This window comes from Plectonema cf. radiosum LEGE 06105, from assembly GCF_015207665.1.
Taxonomy (GTDB): domain Bacteria; phylum Cyanobacteriota; class Cyanobacteriia; order Cyanobacteriales; family Nostocaceae; genus Rivularia; species Rivularia radiosa_A.
The window spans coordinates 1-16,685 of sequence record NZ_JADEWL010000039.1 but is presented as its reverse complement, the minus strand read 5'-3'; the positions used below and the strand labels follow the sequence as shown (position 1 = coordinate 16,685).

General features: G+C 38.5%; 15 protein-coding genes. 8 read left to right on the top strand and 7 right to left on the bottom strand.

Annotation, left to right across the window (positions count from 1 at the left end):
• Nucleotides 1–306 precede the first annotated feature (306 nt).
• Nucleotides 307–3,237 carry a DEAD/DEAH box helicase gene (locus IQ247_RS13655; protein ID WP_193920817.1) on the bottom strand — a complete coding sequence of 977 codons (2,931 nt, stop codon included), beginning with the start codon at nt 3,235–3,237 and terminating at the stop codon, nt 307–309.
• Between the two features lie 200 nt (nt 3,238–3,437).
• Nucleotides 3,438–4,280 (bottom strand): ParB/RepB/Spo0J family partition protein, encoded by an 843-nt coding sequence (locus tag IQ247_RS13650; RefSeq protein WP_193920815.1) that lies wholly within the window; start codon nt 4,278–4,280, stop codon nt 3,438–3,440.
• A gap of 80 nt (nt 4,281–4,360) precedes the next feature.
• On the opposite strand from IQ247_RS13650, the gene IQ247_RS13645 reads away from it, so the two are divergent.
• The gene (locus IQ247_RS13645) at nt 4,361–5,044 is read left to right on the top strand and encodes a pentapeptide repeat-containing protein (RefSeq protein ID WP_193920814.1); all 684 of its coding nucleotides are present in this window, start codon (nt 4,361–4,363) and stop codon (nt 5,042–5,044) included.
• A gap of 222 nt (nt 5,045–5,266) precedes the next feature.
• Here the strand turns inward: IQ247_RS13645 and IQ247_RS32580 are convergent, their stop codons facing one another.
• Genes IQ247_RS32580 through IQ247_RS13635 form a run of 3 tightly spaced genes read right to left on the bottom strand, consistent with a single transcriptional unit; the run spans nt 5,267 to nt 7,099 of the window.
• Nucleotides 5,267–5,545, bottom strand: a complete 279-nt coding sequence (locus IQ247_RS32580; RefSeq protein ID WP_228059727.1) for a hypothetical protein — start codon at nt 5,543–5,545, stop codon at nt 5,267–5,269.
• Entirely contained in the window at nt 5,520–5,843 is a 324-nt protein-coding gene (locus IQ247_RS32575) for a hypothetical protein (RefSeq protein WP_228059726.1), read from the bottom strand. The genes IQ247_RS32580 and IQ247_RS32575 overlap by 26 nt, the downstream gene beginning before the upstream one ends.
• A gap of 8 nt (nt 5,844–5,851) precedes the next feature.
• On the bottom strand, nt 5,852–7,099 hold the full coding sequence (locus IQ247_RS13635; RefSeq protein ID WP_193920813.1) for an AAA family ATPase: 1,248 nt from the start codon (nt 7,097–7,099) through the stop codon (nt 5,852–5,854).
• Between the two features lie 167 nt (nt 7,100–7,266).
• Between IQ247_RS13635 and IQ247_RS13630 the strand changes: the two genes are divergently transcribed.
• Nucleotides 7,267–7,512: a type II toxin-antitoxin system Phd/YefM family antitoxin gene (locus IQ247_RS13630; RefSeq protein ID WP_193920812.1), complete on the top strand. Its 246-nt coding sequence runs from the start codon at nt 7,267–7,269 to the stop codon at nt 7,510–7,512.
• Nucleotides 7,513–7,550: 38 nt separating this feature from the next.
• Here the strand turns inward: IQ247_RS13630 and IQ247_RS13625 are convergent, their stop codons facing one another.
• Nucleotides 7,551–9,881: a hypothetical protein gene (locus tag IQ247_RS13625; RefSeq protein ID WP_193920811.1), complete on the bottom strand. Its 2,331-nt coding sequence runs from the start codon at nt 9,879–9,881 to the stop codon at nt 7,551–7,553.
• Between the two features lie 1,063 nt (nt 9,882–10,944).
• Nucleotides 10,945–11,121 (bottom strand): ribbon-helix-helix domain-containing protein, encoded by a 177-nt coding sequence (locus IQ247_RS13620; RefSeq protein WP_193920810.1) that lies wholly within the window; start codon nt 11,119–11,121, stop codon nt 10,945–10,947.
• A gap of 622 nt (nt 11,122–11,743) precedes the next feature.
• On the opposite strand from IQ247_RS13620, the gene IQ247_RS13610 reads away from it, so the two are divergent.
• The 6 genes from IQ247_RS13610 (at nt 11,744) to IQ247_RS13585 (ending at nt 16,473) form a co-directional block, all read left to right on the top strand.
• Nucleotides 11,744–12,256: a hypothetical protein gene (locus IQ247_RS13610; RefSeq protein ID WP_193920808.1), complete on the top strand. Its 513-nt coding sequence runs from the start codon at nt 11,744–11,746 to the stop codon at nt 12,254–12,256.
• A gap of 85 nt (nt 12,257–12,341) precedes the next feature.
• A complete protein-coding gene (locus tag IQ247_RS13605) occupies nt 12,342–12,968 on the top strand; it encodes a hypothetical protein (protein WP_193920807.1) in 627 nt (208 codons plus the stop codon).
• 200 nt (nt 12,969–13,168) lie between these two features.
• The gene (locus IQ247_RS13600) at nt 13,169–13,822 is read left to right on the top strand and encodes a hypothetical protein (protein ID WP_193920806.1); all 654 of its coding nucleotides are present in this window, start codon (nt 13,169–13,171) and stop codon (nt 13,820–13,822) included.
• 119 nt (nt 13,823–13,941) lie between these two features.
• Nucleotides 13,942–14,502, top strand: a complete 561-nt coding sequence (locus IQ247_RS13595) for a hypothetical protein (protein WP_193920804.1) — start codon at nt 13,942–13,944, stop codon at nt 14,500–14,502.
• On the top strand, nt 14,499–16,019 hold the full coding sequence (locus tag IQ247_RS13590; RefSeq protein ID WP_193920802.1) for a hypothetical protein: 1,521 nt from the start codon (nt 14,499–14,501) through the stop codon (nt 16,017–16,019). Before IQ247_RS13595 ends, IQ247_RS13590 begins: the two co-directional genes overlap by 4 nt.
• Nucleotides 16,012–16,473, top strand: coding sequence for a hypothetical protein (locus IQ247_RS13585; RefSeq protein WP_193920800.1), 462 nt, complete (start codon nt 16,012–16,014; stop codon nt 16,471–16,473). Before IQ247_RS13590 ends, IQ247_RS13585 begins: the two co-directional genes overlap by 8 nt.
• Nucleotides 16,474–16,685: the final 212 nt, after the last annotated feature.

The following is a 16,685-nucleotide window of genomic DNA, read 5'->3' as shown; positions in this document are numbered from 1 at the left end:
AAAGGCAATTATTAGTGGTAGATGAAACGCACCGCTAGCGGCTATCCGAGAAAAAAAATAAATTTATTATTCTGCCTGTTTACATATTTTTCAGGTAAGTATTAATCCCCATTAACTTGTCTTAATCCTTCTTATACATATCTGGAGAATCCCCAAGAATAATTGAGCATAAAATTGAAATGAAATTAAGTTTCTATGTTTCGATGAATTAGGCAGGAGGGCTAATAAATTAATTACAAATAACATTCACGTAAACCACACCACGAGCGGTAGTCCCAATTTGGTAGAACATCCACCGAACTATCTTCATGCTGCGTGACGAGGATGCGCTATATCAAGTAATTCTCCATGCTGACTAATATGCTCAACAAGCATTTTAGAATAGCCCCCTGCTTGTTCTAAACGCTCCAAATTGCCGACCAAAATAAACAATTCCTTAGCGCGACTTACAGCCACATTCAGTAGATTTGGACGGCGGTTGATAAACCACAAACTATCTGACGAACGACACTGACGAGTTGATAGAATAATCGCTGATTTTTCGCCTCCTTGGAAAGTATGAACCGTGCCAATACTGCCAGGAGAAAAATCTTGCCAAACTGATTGCAAATGGGATTTGAGCGCATTCGCTTGACGACGGTAGGGAGAAATGATTCCTATCGTTTTATCGTTGTCTGGTGAATTAATGCAGTAGCCCGCTTCAAGTAGTTGAGCCACAATTCTTTCCACCGCCAAGACTTCAGCCGGGTTAGTGTGGGATTCGTATTCACCTGGAACGTGGTATGCAATTAGGTTGGAGCCAAGCAACGATGGTTTATCTGGGGTTTTGACAACCATGCCGTAATTACAAACGCGATCGCAATATGAGATAATCGGCTCTACGCAGCGATAGTGTTCTTTGAGGATAATCCCTTGTCCCATGTCTCCCGGTTGTCCGTTTGCACCAGCAGCCCGGTGATAGGCAGTAGCTGTACTGGTAGCTGTAGGGCTATAGAGGTCGTAATATTCTGCTGTTAGTCCCCGTGCATTAAAAGCTTGGTTACAGTACTGTTCTAGGGTCTGCTGGGTCAAATTCATCACTGGTTCGAGTTGCATGGGGTCGCCCACAAACAATGCTTGTAGAGAGCGCACCAATACCGGGAATGCTTGGTGGAGTGGTATCATCCCAGCTTCGTCTACAATTACCCGGTCAATACAACCGCTGTCGGGGTAGGGGAAGAGGTTGCGGATTGAATGTAGAGTTGATGTAAATACAGGAAATATGAGGCTGAGGTTGCGGTAGATATTGCGCCAATCACGTGCTATGGTACGGAATGCATCCCATTCGCCGTTAAGAAAGGCGATATAAGTTTTGATGGAGTTGATTACTTCTGAATTGCGTTTGAGGGCGATTAATTGCAGATATTGCCACGATAATTCAAACAACTGCACTTGTAAGTGATGATGTTCGGTGTTACTGGGGGTGCAGTTTTCTTGGGTGGGAATTGATGCAAGTTTCTCAGATAGCTGTAATTTGCGAGTTTTCATCTCTTCAAGACGACGAAGAGCATTTGACATATTTCCTAAATGTTCGCGCCATTGGTTTGCAGCTTCCAATTGCGCCGCGAGAGTAGATTTAGCAGCAATTAACGATTCTCGCGTCAACGGCATTTGAAATGGAAAAGGTGTCGCTAGAGTTGCAGATATGGGAATTTCAATTTGTTGGTACAGCCGTTTGAGAATATGTCGATCAGTAGTTTTAGTTAATTGTCGCCAGAATTTGACTAACCAGCGTTGAAATCTTGTCCACCAATTATTATTTCTGCCTTTATTTAATCGGTTTTTAGTACAATACAGCGCACGAATTGCATTATTTAAATGCGGTTCTATTTCCAAGTAGGCATCAAATGGATATTGGGAATAGTCAGTTTTAATAAGTTGCAGATTGAGTTGATGGGAATCAGCATTACTCCGTAGTAAATGAGAGGAATCTGTACTAACTCCTCTTTCCTGGTTGGCTATTTCTTCTACCAAAACTTGAATATCTACATTCAACCGTTTCAATAATTCGTTATCAGCAGCTTGTTGTTTTACGTAAAATTGGTCTTGGTTTTGTAGAGTTTGAATTTGGTTTTCTACTGCTAACAATTGAGCAGATATTTCTGCTAATTTGCTTGCGTCAAAACTTTGTTGTTGCAACCAATCAAGCGCAGCCTGTAGCTTCGGCAGTAATTGTTGATTAATTAACTCTTTACTACCTCCTGATAAATAAAAACGTTCCGTTCCTGTTATGGGGGATAATCTTTCCTCAACATTAGTTACTGCCCGATTATTAGTACTGGTAACTAAAGTTAGATTGCTTATATCTTCTCCTGTTTGTGCTAAATGTAGCGCCCTTTTTACTACTTGCTGCGCTATAAGATGTAGGGTAATCGTTGTTTTAGCATTACCTGGTGGTCCAAAAGCTGCGGTAAGAGGATTTTTTTGAGCGTGTTTGAGAACTGCGGCTTGCGAGTCGGTTGGGGGATGGGTAGGAAAAGCTCCACCATACAATGTTTCATGGGTTAGTTCGTTGGGCTTCCCAAACAAGTATTCGTAAGCAGGATGTCCCGGTTGCGCCCATGAATGTGGTGTGTCCAGAATTTTCTGCAAATCTTTTTTTAAGTTGTAATTCCAATTTCCCAAACTGCACTGAAATAAATAAGGATTGCGCTTGGTTGTGTACGGTTTGGGAGGTATTTCAATCAAGTCAACAAAATCTTGTAAAGTTTGAAAGGGTTTTTTAAAGGTCGTTTCCAAAAAAACTTTTAACCCTTCAAGCGTTACCAAATTTTCTGCTTCCTCTTCATCTAATTCGTAGAATTCCATCAAGTTAGGAATGATTGGTTGAAAGCTGCAACTATTTAAGTCCCATCCTTTAGCGCGATAATTGCCCGTAAATATTGCAGAAATATCAATCGCAAATAAGGGATAAAAGCGGCGGCTGTTATCAATGACTCGCCAAATAGAAGGAAACGTCACGGCTATTTTAAAATCATTAGTTTTACCTTTTTTGACAACTTGCTGATATTGCTGTTTGAGTTCCTTGAAAGTAGATTCATGCAATGAGAGATTATCGCCAATGATAGAAATACCTTTATCAAAGATTTGGTTGCTATCATCAGCAGCATTGATTTGCGCTCGGCAAAGGTTTTCTAGGTAAAAGAAATCTAGCCAAGCATCTAATATCTTGGTAATTTTTGAATGGTGATTGGACATTTTTATAGCGTTTAACTAAATCTTGACAAGGAGCAGCAGCATCAGTTCCTGCGATTAACGTGCGATGGGATTTATACCCATAACTTTCATTTTTTTCTGTGTTTCCTCTCTTCAACCGAACGGTGGTGCTTTCTTCAAAGTAAGACAGTACAAAACTATTTCATGACTATACTAACTTCCGCATAATTTTGAAAAAAATATCAAGCTGAATTAGCTGCTATAAGTTGTTCCAATTGGGTGATAAGAGGTTCTAATTTCGAGCGCTTATTGGGGTCTGACCAAAGACGCATCTTTTTAATTTGATTAAGTACAGACGTAACGCGCTTTGGATAATCACCATTTTCTGTTGATATTTGGTTTTCTTCTGTTGAAGTTTGGGTATTATTAAGAGCGCAAATTTTTTCTTTTATTGTTCTCAAAGACCAGTTTTGGGATACTACTTGTTCTAAAAAATCTACACGCTGCGACTGGTCTTTAATTTTGTTAATAAATTTAGCTTTTGTGTACTCAATCAAACCGTTTCTCAATGCTTGTTGAATATCTGGAAACAACTTGAGTAAGGGGAGTCTTGAGGAAACAAACGATTGCCAAGATAACCTACCAAGGGCGTTAAACAAATTTTGGATTATTTGAGATTTGGAACTAACCAAAACGTTTTGGTTAGAATTTCCTTTTTCTTCATTCGCCATCTTATAAAGTAGGGATACTACACTATCAGTTGGCATTTCCAGTTTGATTGCAAGCAATTCCAGAATACCTTCTGTTTCCTCAAAAGCGTTTAAATCCTCCCGTTGCAAGTTTTCGATCAGGCGAATTTCCTTAACCTGGTTATCGTCAAGTAAAAGTACATTAACCGGAACCTCTTTTAAACCAATTTTTTGAGAAGCTTTGAAACGGCGATCGCCACAAATTAGTTCGTAGGTGTCATCCGTCAGGGGACGCACTATTAGGGGTTCGAGGATTCCGTGTTCTTGGATTGATTGCGCTAGTTTTTCCAGCTTTTCGGGGTCAAAATAACGGCGGGGTTGTTGTTTGTCCTGCAACTAATTTTTATCAAACTAACCTTGTTGGCGCTAATTTAAGTGGTGCAAATCTGCGAAATGTAAATTTTTATCAAGCCGATATGAGGGCTTGTAACCTCAGTGGTGCGACTCTGCTTAATTCACACTTAATTGAAGTAAATCTTAATGAAGCTAATCTTAGTAATGCAGTTTTAACGGATTCAAAATTGAATCAAGCCAGTTTGATTAAAGCTAATCTTAGCAATATCAACCTCACAGGAGCAGACTTAAGCGATGTGAATTTGCGACAAGCGATAGTAGAGGGAGCGATATTTGTTAACTGTAATGTTGCTGGGATTTGTTTGTGGGATGTGGATTTAACTCATATCAAACAATCGGGTAACTGTAATGTTTCTGCGCTTAACAAAAACGGCATTAAGCAAGATGATTTAGCATGGGCGTTGTTTTGCAACTTACGACATCAACAACCAGAACTTTTTGAAACGGAGAACTTAAAGAACTTTCTTGATGAAGAACAAGAAGTTATACGTATCGCGTCCGAACTTGTTGAAAAATATGGTGGGGAATCGCCTGGGGGTAATTCTCGTTTATATGCAAAAATGCATGAAAATACATTTTATAAAATTTGTAAAAATTTAGATTTACTAGAAGTTATTGTTAGTAATGAAGATAGGTTCGCAATTATTTTACTGTTAAAGGACGGATGTATAGATAGCAATATTTTACCGAGCGATATCAAAAATATTAAAGCGCTGCTAGAGTTAGAAAAAAATAAGTCCCGATAATAACTATATAACTATTAGAGGAATTTGATTAGTTGCTGTCAGCTAAAAAACAGGTACTTTTAATCATATAAAATTATTTTTACCAGCAATTAATCAGCGTTTATTTTCTGAAACTTTTGTTATGCTATGTTTCCTATAACGACTGTCGGAGAGTACAATTATTTCTGTTCTATAGTCGCTTTTATAATAGAAGTTTTAAGAAGGTAATTGATATTATTGCCTTTAATCTGCTTGCTGCTGTTTTCTAACTGCACGAGCGATGAGAGGAGCTTTCTTTTCTAATCCTTGTAGAGTTAAATCTCCATCAAAATATAATTGATACCATGATTGACGCTGGCGCAGAACTCTTTCATCATCGCGTAACCGCAACCGTTCCAAGGTAAATTCTGCTTTCTGACGTTGTTGCGGGGGAACTTTATTCGTTAATACTAACTGTAAAGAAGGAAGCAGAATTTCAAACCAATCTTCTCCCAAATCATGCATGGTCAAGAACTTGGTCATCAAGCGTACCTTTGCAACTATTAATCCAACCAGAAGCAAAACGTAAATTGCTCCATTCGTAAGCCAAATTACGATAATTATCGCGGCTAAGATAATGTTCTACAGTACCTACTGGTTCGTACATTACTGAATATGCACAAAGATTGTTAAAGCCATCGGCTAAATTACTTTTAAAAGGCGACCAATAATCTCTAGTTCCTTTTTTGGGGTCGGGATTTTTTGCTAACCAAGCATTTCCTGGTTGCCGTGCTTTTTTATCAAAATCTGGTGGTTCTGGCGGAGGTTCAAACGGTATCATCTGTGTTATTAAACCCCCGATAACCCAGCAGAATTTCTTTTTTCTGATGTGACTATCCAACGCGCCCAAAATGGGTCGTGTCCGGGTAAAAGTCTTTGCAATTGAAGATGAATTTGTGGTTGGGTTCTCAAGTTTTCTGGAAAAACATTCAAATCGTCATGGCGCATCCAGGCTTCTGCGGCTTCAATTGCATTTTCTGCTTCTTTAGAACGAGCTTGTTTGAGTCCAAAAATTTCTGATGTCAACCATCCAACTATATCTCCTTGTTTTGACCAAGGTATTTCATTAAGAGTGACTTCTCTATCTTCTAATCCAAATAAAAATAATCTATCTTCTTCCTCATCAAAATCTGGTTCTAAGGAAGCAAGCACCAGTGGAGAATGAGTAGTTACTAAAGCCTGTATATTTATACTATTTTGTAATTCACACGCCACATCTAAAATAGCTGGTAAAATTACCCTTTGCCACTGGGGATGTAAGTGAGATTCAACTTCATCTATTAATAAAACTATTTGATGTGTTGGCTTTTCTTGGCGCAGTTCAGAAGCTTTTTTATGTTCGTACCAAGTCCACACTAGTAAATAAGCTAATCCCAAAATCCGCTTCATTCCGGCAGAAGCTAGAGTTACAGGAACGTTACCATAAGGTAGATTAACTGTAGGAATATCGCGCACGTCTTCCACAGAAACTCGCGTTGGTTCTCCAATCTCTATCCATTCAGAAGGATGAGATGCAAGTTTTTTAATGACGTTAGAAAATAGTTGAAATGGATATTTATTGGGTTGATTTTGCCATGTAACCCAATCTTGAATCAAACCGTTACAAAGAACTTTACCGTTTGATTTTAAGCCATTCCAAAGCGTATCTGGATTAAAATTATAAGCATTATCCCGATTACGTGCGGGGTCAAAAACAGAAAAACTACCATCAACACGCACGTAAATAATTACCTCTTTTAATAAGGGAGGCATTTGTAAATTACGCCATTGTTGTTCTGAGAAATCAAAGTCACTTTGATATTCTTTTATGTTTTTTTCGGTGCTAACTAGGCAGTTAATTTTTGGGTTTCCCTCTTTATTTCGTTGTGGATAAGCAGGTTGTTCTACCCAATTTCCAGTAATTACCCACCAAGCAACATCGAGTAAAAAACTTTTACCCAAACCGTTATCGCCCGTAAATATATTGAGTCTATCGGCAAATTCAACATCAAAATGGTCAGCTAGACCAACTTGCTGGAGGTGAATTTCTTTTAACATTTAATTATCCGCTGCTATCGTAAACGTGTTTTAAACCGGAATTGTTGTCCTCTAAGAGTGAAAAGCTATATTTGACTATATTTTTCATAACTATTGAGCCACACCTCGCAATTCTATAAATAATCCACCGTCAAAGGGTGAGACTTGATTCCGTTATTTTTTTGGAAATGTATAATACAGAACTTCCTACCAATCAGTCTGACTTTGCAGAACTGCTCCACCGAGTTTTGGCGGGAGAAGAAATTGTTCTTTCTCAAGCTGGTACTCCCGTTGCCCGTATTGTGCCTGTAATAAGGCAGCCATCACCAAGAATTCCAGGATTAGATTGTGGTAAGGTGTCTATCGCTCCTGACTTTGACGAACCGTTACCGGAGGACGTTTTAAACGACTTCCTCAATCCCCATTACATCTAAAATGAAAGCATTACTTGATAGGCATATTTTGTAACGCCTCATTCGTCGGCGCGTTCGTTGAATGCCGACTCCAAACTAAACGGCAAGCACCCAGGATTAACAGCTGCCCAAGCTTCTGCCTCTGCTACCAACACGGAGCATCCCGAATTCAAGTAAAATTGGTACTTGGCGATTTGCTCTAATCGCGATCGCTCTTGCCCTAGTAACAAACGTCCTGTTATCACGCAATACGTCCTCACCGCTTTCTGGGCATCGGATAATGCTTTCAGTCGCAACCGGGTAGCTCGTTTCAATTCCTCAACTTTTGGTGGCACAGAAGAAGATGAAGGTACAGTACAATCCGCTCGATCAAGATTGATTGATAAGTTTTTATTATCGCCATTTTCAGCCGCGCCGCAGCCATGTGGGTATTTAAAATACTTATCAGAGTTATTTTCTATCGGTTTAAAATTGTTTAAACATTCTGATGAATCATTTGAATTATTAAATTCATTGTTGGAATCATTGAAATTGTTAAGATTATTTACATTTTCAATGATTTCTAGATTTTCTAAATTCTCTGGATTTTCAATCTCAGGATTTAATTCGTTATTTGAATTATTAAAACAATTTTCAATTTCTGGATTTTGGGTTTCAGAATTTGGTTGATTGTTGGAATTGTTAGAAAAATTTACATTTTCATTAACACCTGGTCTTTCAATATCCACTCCATCAACTTCATCGGACACTTCGGAAGCAGCCGACCCCCCCTGCGGGGGAGCGTCTGCCGGAGGAAGGCACAAAACCTTCATATAGGGTGAATACCCGTACTCGCCCATCTGGTAAGTATTTCGGGCGTTTTTATTTTGGTCAACAGCTATTTGACGGTTAAAATACCCGTACTTATCCGTCTGATAAACGTTTGAGCTATTTTCTGCCCAGGGGTCTTCCACATAAAATTTCGGATGCCACAGGTGGAGATATTTCCGCAGCGTTTCTCTAGAAATGGTTTTACCAAAACTACGTTTGTATTCAGCACTTATTGCCAAAGTTCGGTCGGTTATTCCTTCGGGTAAGCCCGTACTCCATTCCAATGCTTTTACCGACCAACGAATGCGCCTTTGGGCTTCCTGGCTGCGCCGTTCGCTTTGTGCTTTACGTCGGTCAAATGGTATTACGTTATCAGTGAAGGAAGAGGGAAGAGGGAAGAGGGAAGAAGTTTGAGGTAATCCACTTCTTCCTTCTTTCTTCTTCCTCCTTTCTTCATTGCTACCACCTGCAATTATCTCCGCGAATGTGGCTGCAAAGCTTCCACGGGGGCGTTCTGGGTAGCTAGCATATTCGGAATACCATTTGTTGTTGATACTGTTTCTAGCCCATTGACGTATCCTAGCTTCTATTTCATGTTGGTGTCCGCAATATTCCGTGTAGCCAGGGGCGTTTGTAGCGACTTCTAAGGCGTGTTTAACTAATTCGGAGTACTCTAACCCCAAAAATACTATTCCATAGCCTACAAGGATTTGTAGGTAGGTGTTTGTTTGTCCTTTTCCAGTCCACCCGGTGGCGATGATTTCTTCCCACTCGGTACGCCATTCAAGAGCATCTTTAGAATAAGTTTTGCTGTACCTTTCTTTGGTTATCCGTTTTCTGGCTTTTGTGGCGAATCTTTTAAGTTTTGTTAAATCTTGGCGGCTTGCTGCGCGATCGCAGTGGTCTAAGAAGACTTCTACGCTGTCGCCGATCGGTTGCAGGTCGTCATCTAGGAGTAAGGCACCGCTATAGGGCTGCATGGGGCAGCGGATGGCGTTGTAGTTGGTAACTGTGTTGCTGCCGTAAGGTTTGGCGTTGGGAAAGACTTCTAGATGTCCTTGGCGAATGCTCAAACCTGCTTTTCTTAATGCTATTTCTAAAGCGCAGGCGAGCGAGAAGGTAGGTATTTGGGTTTCTAAGGGGATTATTAGGTGGTAGCCCCCGCTATAGCTTGATTGTATGGGTATTGTATCGGTGATGCCAATCGCTTCTAGGGCGTATCGGATTTTTTTTACGGATTCTGGGTTATGGTAGTCGCCGCCGTTATCTAGGTCAATTACGCCGAATTTCGTGCTGTTCCCAAAGCGGATACCCACCAGTTTGGACGAGTCTTGGTGATAGTTCCACATGGTGGAAGCTTGGAGGTAATAGCTAATAGTACGCCATGCTGGTTTTTCTTCTCCGCATGGTGTAAGGGCTACTATTGCGCCATGAGGGTGGTGGAAGCATTCTACGTAGCGCTTGCCCACGGGGTCGGCAGGTGAATGGGTTTTGTGTTTTTTATTGTCAGAAGCCGCACGGCTTGAAAAGCGGTTATTTTCTGGATTTTCTGGATTTTCTGAATTTTTTGGTAAATACATATGGCTGCTCCGATGCTTGATGATCGGGGTAGCCGCCTGCGTTGTTTTGGTTAATTCCTTTACGTGTAGCCTAGAATGAAAACAAATCTTAATATTTTGATTCGCTGGGGTATTTTTCCAGCGTGCTGAGACGAGTGCAAATCGTCTCGCGGTTTTTTCGGTCTGTGGAACGGATGAGGCTAGAACTACTACAACTGTAGGAACTAGGACTCAGGCGAACTACCGCTTTACTGCGGTGTGGCTATGGTGGCTGCACGGAAAGGAATTAACCAAGCACAAGGCGAACTACCCAGCTTTTTCTTGCGCTAAAGTCATGATTCCCTGACATATTAAAATGGCTTAATTTTTTACAAATACATACTTCCTCCTTGTTTTGGTTACTGAAGCGAACAAGAGTGGAGGGTTTCCGCGTTTTTGTGCAACTGTCTACTACTTTCTTTTTGTGAGCCGGAATTTAACGATTTAAAAAATGTCCAATTGTGGCAAAAAAAGCTGTACAGAGAGACGCAACTTGTAATAAGATGTGTGTGTAGCACAAAGCGGAGTCATCTCTGGTTAAGACTTAAACAGTAATTGAAAAGCCGTCCAAGCAATCCATACTGGTTAGGTTCTTTGAGATATAACCCTCCGTTGCAATATTTAGTTTTTAGGGCAAAATTCGCTTACTTTAAGCTTTTTTGTCCTTTAAACGTATCAACTCATCTACAACCTCCTTAAATAATTCAAAGCCCCTATCAATTAATAAGAACTAGTTTTACTTTTTGCTGCTCCTGAATATCGCAGCAAAAATTGTTCTGCGTAAACAAAACTAATGCACTTATCATACTATTGCCTGGGAGCAAAGGTGAAAGAAATTGCAAAAAAGAATAGAAAAATAGGCGAGAGGCGAAGAAGGTCAATAAAGAAAGCTGCACAGGCACAATGCGAGCAAGATTAACAGTTTGTCCAATGTGCAAAACGCAGTTGTCCGTTAGGACAAAGTATACGCATGGCTGTCTTGGCATCTGTGAACGTTCAGCTAATGGTAACGATGGCAATTTAAGTGGGTCGATACTGTAATGATTCATGCATCTTCCTTATCCCCTTTGTCTTTAGAATCATGGGGAATATTTTTCTTTGATTCTCTAACTTCAATCGTTTCTATGATCAGTCTGCCAACTATATAACTGACAGACCTGTCTTCTTCAGTTGCCCATACTTCAAGCTTTTCTTTGATGTCTTTAGGGACATATACGCTCACTAGTGCTTTATCTGTTGGCATTAATAACTTTAACTATATAAAATCACCTCCTTCATTATCATTTCTTAAACTTACCTCAACAAATAGTCAGGTAATGTACTTTTCATTGTGGTAAAGTACTATTATCATATCAGCATAAATAGCAGATACCCAAAATCCTTACGCTGCCAAAAATACAACTAATGAGGGGCATAGATTCGTATTTCCATTAAGCCTATGAACAAAATCATTAAAAAGTGGGAAATACCCTCCCCGGCTACATTGTTGCAACCACGCGCCAACTGGGAGCAACTTTCTGTTCAGATGCCTTCACTTGTAAACGTTCTTGGAAGCGACAGCGCCTCATTCCCAAAGCGCGGCGTGTGAGCGGGGGTACACATATGGGTGCTAGAGAGAGGAGTCTAATTACATCAAAACATTGAAAACTCTTGTCCAGACGTTGTTTCAAGTCTTGTAAAGATGATTTTTCTTCAATTATTATCCAAGTTATCAGATAGGTGTCCAAGGGTATTGATACATGATTCAAAGTTATTGACGTACCTGATAACTAAGAATTTACGGATAGTCATCTACCTGATACATCATCACCGTATATCTATGTATTATTAGTAGCGTTTAATATATGGCAAACAAGAACTACTTAAGGAAGTACAGCAAGCTAAGAAGTCTTTACGAGCAGACTTTAGGGAAGAAAATCTCAGATATAACTTGGTACAGGTTGGTTGCTTCGATGAAGTGCCACTTAGGGTTTGCGGTAGAAAATCCTTCAAGTGAAGCGATAGTCAAATCAGTTGCACAATTTAAGTCACGATATAAGCGATTTTCGTTTACAAGTGAAGATTTTCAAGAATGTTGGGAAGTCTTTAATAAATATAGAAATAGCAATCAAACCTTTACCTGTGACTCGTTTCTACACGACTTAACAAAAACATTAGAGATAAAAGAAATACCTAGAAGTACAAAATATCACTGGTTTAGTCGCTGTGGATTGTCTTATTCCGCTAATAAAAAGTTCAACAACGATGATTTTGCTTTAGTTGCACTTGGAGCCGCCAAATGGGCATTTAATAAGCGCATTACTGGCTCAAAATTTAACACGCCCAAACCTAGAATTGAAGTTTTAGCTATTGAATGAATATGACTCAAGGACGGAATTTCAAAATCAAACAATTAGAGTTAACTATCTTGAATTGATAACAAAGTAACTGGAGAAAAACGACATGGCTACTACAAAATTTCAGAACAACGTTCGGACAAGATTGTACAAGAAGAATTATCAGGGTTTTTCGCAAAACGATTTTTTAGAAGCAGCTTCTTCTGTTTTATGCGATGACTTAGATAATCCCACTCAAGAACAAATAAAAGCAGGGGTACAGTATTTGATTGATAAACATAATCAATCTCTAGAAATTCCCAATTCAGAAAATACACCCCCTGCTATTACGGAATCAGAAGCTACTCAAGAAACGGGAAATTCAACCGCAATTACCAATCAACAGAAAGAGCAATTAATAACAGTACAAGCCCAATCTATGGGAATAGAGTTGAGCGAATCAGAAATCACAGATATCTCCCAAACCGTTAGCGACTCATTTACCGACTTTGTGAGTGCTGTAGAAACTATCAACTCATCAATTAAAAATTACGCTCAAAGTAAATTTGATGAAGTTGAACAAAAAATTGATGCTAGCAATAACAACCTGCGTGACTATATCAATAACAGAACTACTAGCTTGCAGAGAAAGAGTGTAGAAGGAGCCATAACAACAAAGGAGGTGTTAGAGCAAAAAAGCTCTAATCTCAAAAGCTTCTCCAAAAGTCTCTCGGCAGCATTTAAAGCACAGTAAATGCTTAACGTTTAGCAAAGCATTCAAACTACTATCAATCCTTATCCCTGCTTTATTCCTAATAGATTATTGCTACCAATCAATCAGTTATCACTTCAAATATCAAGCCTATCTAGAAAAGAAAGAACAAATAGAACAATACCAAAACTGGATGCACTACCAATGTACAGAAATATTAACAGAAGAGAGGGTTAATCGCTGTGAAAAATACTGGCAAGCTAAAAAACTTGGTTTCTTCCAAATCTCGCCACCTAGAAAGACAACTGCGTGGTAAATTTAACGCTTCCACAAACCTAATTTACAGGGCATTAATGGGCGACCAAAAAGCACTAAAACTAATCGGTCAAATGGGCAATGATGGAGCCAAAATAAGCGAATTTGCACCTAAAGTTAAGGACAATATGCTAGCAGCAATAAAAGGAGCAGAAGATTTAAATACAACTCTAGCAGCTATTTATAAACAAGCTGGTGTAAGTGGAGAACGTATTGAACGAGAAATACAATCATCCATTCTCGCCGACGATAAACTAGCAAATCAATTAGAAGAATTAAACCTTGACTTTGAAGCAGCTAAAAGCAAAGAAGAATTGCGCCATAAACAAGCTAAAGAACATATTACATTAAAAGCTTGGGTTGATAGACATATGATGTCAATCGATGGCGAATACAAGATGTTGCAAGAAGAATTAAAAACAGAAGTAAGGCAACAAACAATTGATTTACAGCACGATAAAGAGCTAGGTAATTATTATCTAGATGCTGGTGATAATGCTAGAGATGATTTAAAACCCAAGAAACAATATGCAGGTCGTTCAATAATTCAAAAAATCAAAGATACAATCCTTGGATTTTAATTTCTCAAAGAAGAGGGAAGAATTGCTGATTAATGGATTAATAACAACACTACCATTTATTTATCTTTCTTACTTTTTAACTTATACAACTTCTAACTTCCCCCAATATTCATTAACATATGATTGAGCAATTTAACGAATTAGAAGAACAAGAACATTCAGAAACTACACCAGATACTCAATTACCCAAAGACTTAATACAGCATTTAGAAGAACGTAAAAAACACAGAAAGCAAGTCATTCAAACAACGGAACTAGTACAGAAATATTTCATAAGTTGGTCGTTAAGTGCTAGCGGATTTTTTCTTGCACGACTGCTTTTATTAATCAACGGTGGTGCATCTCTATGGCTTGCAGCAGGATTATGTTTTTCTATTTGTTCAATCAGTTCAATAGTTGGTTTATCTGGGTTTAGAGCTAATTATAACAATGGTTTTGAGGTTGAAAGTATGGAAAAACCAGTAAAAACAATCGGTGGGTTTGTAATCGCTGCTGGAAGCACTTGGCTTGCAATAAAAGACTATCAATACTTCCAGCAAATGACTACAGATAGCGCCTATCAAATCAGTGCAGACATTCAGACTATTTACCAAGAAAGACCTTGGTTAGACCCCTGGTTATCAATTGGTATTGCAGCAGGTATAGTACTTGGTTCGTTATTTATTATTAATAGGAGATGAGTAGAAATATAGTTGAACTATCTGCAATTATCATATCAGCAGTAGTCGGCTTAACCGGCTTCTGCTTTTCCCATTCACGTCAACCTTACCCACTAGCACAAATACAATTCTGTCCGCAAACTGCTAACAAAAAAGAGAACATTTTAACTGATAAAAATAAAGCTAAAAAACTGAAATATTATGACTTAGAAAAAGCACAAAAGAAACTAGATAGTAAATACTGCCATCAACCAAGATATGTTCTTGCAGAAGAGTGGGATAAATATAACAGCTACGGCTCAATTATTCCATATATGGGTAGCACCATAAGCTTAGTAAGAATTATCCCCAAAGATAATCCTTATCAAATATACGGTAATGTAGCTTCTATTGTCGGATTGTGGGGTATTTCATTAACGCTAGCTTCTCGTGTCGGTAGGCTTAAAAAATCCGATTACCAATTAGGAGAAGAAGAAAAAACTACAGCTTATTATAATTGGCAGCAACACAGACGCAACCGAGATATCAAACAACACTCAAACCAACTACATACAGATACTTTAAAAGATGGCTTAACTCAAGAAGATTTGCAGCAAAGAAAAGAACTAGGGTTAACCGATGACGAGAATGAAGCTATTAAAAATCAACTGCAACTCGAAGATTATCTCAAAGCCAGAGCCGTAAAACATTCCGACATGGACAAACAAATTGCCTCTAATCTACTAGATAAACACAAAGCAGAGAAAGAAATAGAGAAGCTACAGAATAAAAAATCATCTCAACCCTTGACTAATCAAACCAGCGATAAACAGTTAGTTAACTCCCTTATAGAAGCCCTAAAATTCCATGAAGACGGTTGGCTGTATGACCTAATCAAAAATGCTAAACCCCTATGGCTGATTGGTTCTCAGGGTAGCGGTAAAACCAATACTGCTAGTGCGATAGCGAAGCGCTGCTGCAAGCAGATCGCATTAATTCGTAAATACTGCTTCGATGCACCAATCTACCAACTAATTGACAGACACGCTACAGGAGAAAACTGGGAAGTATGGAAACTATTAGATGCAACATTAAAAGCAGAATCAGAAGAAGAAATTGGACAATCTCTAGAAGATGCAACTGATAGATGGTTACAAAGAATCAAAGAAAAACCGTCTGCCAAACAGCAAATCATTATTGATGAATTTACCAACCTAAAGAAAATTGATAGCTGTAAAGATGCTGCAATAAAATTCTTCTCAATGCACCTTACAGATACTCGTAAAGCCAAAGAATACTTCATTGGTGTTAACCATTATTTTACCAATGAAAGCACTGTAGAAGGAACATTTGAAGCCAGGAAATCAGGCACAATTCAACTTAAAAAGTTTTCCGCTAATGGAGAAACACCATTACCTAGAGTGCAAATTGTACATGGGTTAGTGGATGATAATGGTAATGAGTTGGAAGAAGTAGAAAGAACATTACCCAATTGGTTGGAAGCGAATAATATTTATCAACATTTCAACGGTAAACCAATAGATTTTAATCATGAATAGAATAAAAAATCAATTACAACAATTCCAAGAAATAGGAATTTGGTATTCGTTAGCTTGCTTATCATCCTGGGCAACAGCTATAAGTATTAGCATATTTATTATTTCTGGAGCCGCATTAATAGCTTTACCATTAACAGGGAACAAAACTCCAGAAACATTAAAAAAAGCAAATTCTGGAAGCTGTGGATTTGCAATTGGGTTTATTTTATTAGGAGCAGGAGCAGCAGCCCAGGGGGATAGAGATACTTCATATACGCTAGTTAGATTAAGTAGAAATTATGAACATGATAAGGGAGAAAGCGGAGATTATTTATCCTGTCAGTGCTTGGGTTGTAAATATGCTTCGGGCGATTATTTATTACCTTGTGCTGTTAATCCTAGTCTTCAAAAAGATGAGCATTGTAGTTATTTTGAAGGGAAATCTGAGAGTACTTCTATTGTGGATGAGTTATAAAAATAGCAATGCTATATAAAATTATCCTTTAAATAAATAGTTTTAACGTACAATAATACATATTATCTTTGACTTATAAATTAAGAAATAATCACCAATAAATAACGTCATTCTAACGTCAATTCATTCTTATTTATATCCACCACTAATCGTTTACTTTGCAACCATTGACGACCAAGTAAAACTTCCGTTAATCCGTAGCCAACATGAAC

Excerpts from the sequence above, each read along its gene's own strand:
- IQ247_RS13655 (WP_193920817.1), bottom strand. The coding sequence starts at position 3,237 with ATGTCCAATCACCATTCAAAAATTACCAAGATATTAGATGCTTGGCTA.
- IQ247_RS13605 (WP_193920807.1), top strand. The coding sequence starts at position 12,342 with ATGGCTACTACAAAATTTCAGAACAACGTTCGGACAAGATTGTACAAG.
- IQ247_RS13625 (WP_193920811.1), bottom strand. The coding sequence starts at position 9,881 with ATGTATTTACCAAAAAATTCAGAAAATCCAGAAAATCCAGAAAATAAC.
- IQ247_RS13595 (WP_193920804.1), top strand. The coding sequence starts at position 13,942 with ATGATTGAGCAATTTAACGAATTAGAAGAACAAGAACATTCAGAAACT.
- IQ247_RS13610 (WP_193920808.1), top strand. The coding sequence starts at position 11,744 with ATGGCAAACAAGAACTACTTAAGGAAGTACAGCAAGCTAAGAAGTCTT.
- IQ247_RS13590 (WP_193920802.1), top strand. The coding sequence starts at position 14,499 with ATGAGTAGAAATATAGTTGAACTATCTGCAATTATCATATCAGCAGTA.
- IQ247_RS32575 (WP_228059726.1), bottom strand. The coding sequence starts at position 5,843 with ATGATACCGTTTGAACCTCCGCCAGAACCACCAGATTTTGATAAAAAA.
- IQ247_RS32580 (WP_228059727.1), bottom strand. The coding sequence starts at position 5,545 with ATGACCAAGTTCTTGACCATGCATGATTTGGGAGAAGATTGGTTTGAA.
- IQ247_RS13630 (WP_193920812.1), top strand. The coding sequence starts at position 7,267 with ATGTATAATACAGAACTTCCTACCAATCAGTCTGACTTTGCAGAACTG.
- IQ247_RS13585 (WP_193920800.1), top strand. The coding sequence starts at position 16,012 with ATGAATAGAATAAAAAATCAATTACAACAATTCCAAGAAATAGGAATT.
- IQ247_RS13635 (WP_193920813.1), bottom strand. The coding sequence starts at position 7,099 with ATGTTAAAAGAAATTCACCTCCAGCAAGTTGGTCTAGCTGACCATTTT.
- IQ247_RS13645 (WP_193920814.1), top strand. The coding sequence starts at position 4,361 with ATGAGGGCTTGTAACCTCAGTGGTGCGACTCTGCTTAATTCACACTTA.